At 39.5% G+C, this 3206-nt stretch carries 3 protein-coding genes; 2 read left to right on the top strand and 1 reads right to left on the bottom strand.

Annotated features, from left to right (window positions below; all coding sequences use genetic code 11):
• Window positions 1-951 (bottom strand): FAD:protein FMN transferase (locus tag Q7U95_RS04225; protein WP_308752110.1); only part of this gene is annotated, 951 nt, incomplete at its 3' end.
• 123 nt (window positions 952-1074) lie between these two features.
• On the opposite strand from Q7U95_RS04225, the gene Q7U95_RS04220 reads away from it, so the two are divergent.
• A complete protein-coding gene (locus tag Q7U95_RS04220) occupies window positions 1075-2040 on the top strand; it encodes an acyl-CoA dehydratase activase-related protein (protein WP_308752108.1) in 966 nt (321 codons plus the stop codon).
• Window positions 2037-3131, top strand: coding sequence for a hypothetical protein (locus Q7U95_RS04215; RefSeq protein WP_308752106.1), 1095 nt, complete (start codon window positions 2037-2039; stop codon window positions 3129-3131). The genes Q7U95_RS04220 and Q7U95_RS04215 overlap by 4 nt, the downstream gene beginning before the upstream one ends.
• The last annotated feature ends 75 nt before the right edge of the window (window positions 3132-3206 follow it).

The raw sequence follows: 3206 nt of genomic DNA, 5'->3' as shown, positions 1-3206 counted from the left end.
GTTGTTTTGTTTTATAAAATCCATTCCTTTTGGATAACCCATTACAAATATTGCCGTTGATAAAATATCCGCTTCAGCGGCGCTTAAGTCAGTTATTACGGTGACACTTATGTATCCTTGCGCGGGCATCCCCGTTTTTGGATTTAAAATATGATGATAGCGGATTTTATTTTTTATGAAGTATTGTTGATAATCTCCCGATGTGCTTATGCTTTTGTCTGTTGTAGATATTACACCCATTATATTTTTCTCAGTCTCACTTGGGCGGGGGTGTTGAATTCCAATTTTCCAAAGATTATTTTTTGGTTTGAATCCGAAAACTTTAGTGGTACTTCCTGTCGTGATTAAGGCCGCAGTTATCTCTTCTTTTTTCAATATATCCATAGCTCTATCCACCGCGTAACCTTTAGCCACACCGCCAAAATCTAATTTTGTTCCCTCTTTTAGAAAAGCAATTGTTTCTTGCTTTTTGTCTAATTCGACAAGGTGATAGTCGACCAAAGGTAACCCTTTCTCCATTTCCAACTCGGAAGGGATTTTTTCTTTTCCAAAATTCCATAAACCGGTTAGCGCCCCGATTGTTGGGTCAAAAGCGCCGCCGGTTTTCTCTGCATAAGCTAAGGAAAGAGAGATTGTTTGTACCATGTCATCAGAGATTTTTACGGGGCTTTCCCCAGCCCTTTTATTTATATTTGAAATTTCACTGTTTTCATTGTAAAAGTTCATTATGTTGTCAATTCTTTTAATCTCTGCTATTGCTTTGTTTACAGCTCTTTCAACTTTGTTTTTGCTCTTCCCATAAGCCTTTATGGTCACATATGTATCCATTAAGGTGGTTTCTTCGACGTAAGGATTATTGACATAAACTTGCTCTTTTGCTATCCAAACCCAGCTTACAAGGGTTACAATTCCAATTAACACAACTATTTCGAAGATTTTTCGTGGTTTCATTTTTCCTCATTTATTTGTTTTTTGTAATAATAACAAATTTTATCCGAGAGGGCGATTTCTGTTGTTCATTTATTTAAATTAGAGCTATACTTTAACTTGTTCCCACTAAATAAGGGGGCAATCATGAAGGTGGGCATACCGCGAGCTTTACTATATTATAAATATTTCCCTCTTTGGAATACTTTTTTTTCTGAGCTTGGGGCGGAAGTTGTCTTATCTCCTCAAACGAATAAGAGGATTTTAAATCTTGGCACGGAAGCAGCCGAAAACGAAGTTTGCCTGCCCGTAAAAGTCTTTTATGGACACACTCTTTCTCTCAAAGATAAAGTTGATGCGCTCTTTGTCCCCCGAATAGTAAGCGTTGAAGGCGGAGCATATACCTGTCCGAAATTTTTGGGTTTGCCGGATATGATACGAGCACTTGATGTTGATTTGCCGCAAATTATTTCACCTACCATCAATCTTAAGCTTGGTTGGCGAGAATTCTATCGTTCCATCTATGAATTGGGTGGTTACTTTACAAAGAACTTTTTTAAGATAACGCTTGCTTTTCACAAAGGGCTTAATGATCTGAGGTCATTTAAACATCTCACGCAAAATGGTTGTCTGCTTAATGAAGCGCTAACAGGAAGATTTTCCCCTGTTCCCAAGGGGCCACTTCGTATTGGTGTTGTGGGTCATCCGTACAATATTTTCGATTCTTATGTAAGCATGAATCTCATAGAGCGTCTTCAAAAAAAAGACATAAAAGTTTTAACTGCGGAGATGGTTTCCCCCGAAATAATTGATGAAATTGTTTCAAACTTACAAAAAAAACTGTTTTGGACTTACGAAAAAGATGTTGTCGGAGCGGTTTTTCATTGGCTTGACACAAGGGCCGTTGATGGAATAATTTATGTGCTTTCTTTTGCGTGTGGGCCCGATTCATTAATTCAAATTCTAATTGAGCATGAGGCAAAGGAAAAAGGATTTTCTGTTCCAATTATGCCTATTGTGATAGATGAACATAGCGGTGAAGCGGGATTGGTTACTCGTCTCGAGGCTTTTACGGATATGATATCGCGTAAGGCGGTGAAAGAAAAATCATGAAGATAACGTTTCCACACATGGGAAACTTAGATATTATCCTTTCGGATCTTTTTACGCGGCTCGATGTTAATTTTGTTTTACCCCCTAAAACAACCACCAAGGCAATTAATTTGGGGGTTAAGTATGCTCCTGAGTTTGCGTGCTTTCCGCTCAAAGTTACAATAGGTAACCTTATTGAGGGACTTGAAGCTGGGGCTGATGCGGTAGTTATGGTTGGGGGAATTGGCCCATGTCGCTTTGGTTTTTATGCCGAAATTCAAAATAAGATATTGCACGATATGGGATATGATTTTGAGATGATTACACTTGAGCCACCAATGGCAGACATAAAAGATTTCGCCGGAAAATGTAAAAAAATTGCTTCAAAAAAAACGCTTTGGCAAATTTTACAGGCGGTACGTATAGTGTGGAAAAAGGCGGTTGCAATTGATGAGGTTGAAAGAGAGGTTCTCAAGTGGAGGGCTTTTGAGAAAAATCCCAGGGATACTACGGTGGCTCACAAAAAAGGCCTTGCAGCTCTTAAAGACGCTATAACACCTTGTGAGATAAAGAAGGCGAAAGAGAAAGCCCTGTCTTTGGTAAATGAGGTAGAAAAAGATTTGTGTAGATGTCCGCTAAAAATAGGCATAGTTGGAGAATTTTATGCTCTTTTAGAGCCTTATGTAAATTTTGATATCGAAGGATACTTGGGACAGAAGGGAATCTATCTTGAACGGGCAGTTTATTTAACCGATTGGATTGGCCCGTCGAAAAAAAATTCTGTGATGGGGACAGATAGCGATGAATTAGCAAAGGCGGCAAAACCGTATCTTTCACACTTTGTGGGCGGAGAAGGCCAAACAACAGTGGGACACGTTGTTAAGTTTGCCGAGGAGGGTTTCGATGGGGTTATACAGCTTCTGCCTTTCACGTGTATGCCGGAAATAATTGCTAAAAGCGTATTACCCAAAGTTCGTAAAGAGCTAGATATCCCCGTGCTTACTTTAATTATCGATGAGCAAACCGGGCGAGCGGGAGTAATTACGCGGCTTGAGGCCTTTATTGATTTACTTTGGAACAGAAGAAAGAAAAAGTTATTGGCTGTTGGCTGATGGCTGATAGAGTATGGAGTATAGTAAAACCAGCAATCTGGCTAACAAGCTCCCGACTCCCAACTAAGAGACTAC

Source organism: Candidatus Oleimmundimicrobium sp. (genome assembly GCF_030651595.1).
Lineage (GTDB): Bacteria > Actinomycetota > Aquicultoria > UBA3085 > Oleimmundimicrobiaceae > JAUSCH01.
Note: the sequence above shows the minus strand (reverse complement) of the source record. Positions and strands in the feature narration are given on the sequence as shown.

Excerpts from the sequence above, each read along its gene's own strand:
- Q7U95_RS04220 (WP_308752108.1), top strand. The coding sequence starts at position 1,075 with ATGAAGGTGGGCATACCGCGAGCTTTACTATATTATAAATATTTCCCT.
- Q7U95_RS04215 (WP_308752106.1), top strand. The coding sequence starts at position 2,037 with ATGAAGATAACGTTTCCACACATGGGAAACTTAGATATTATCCTTTCG.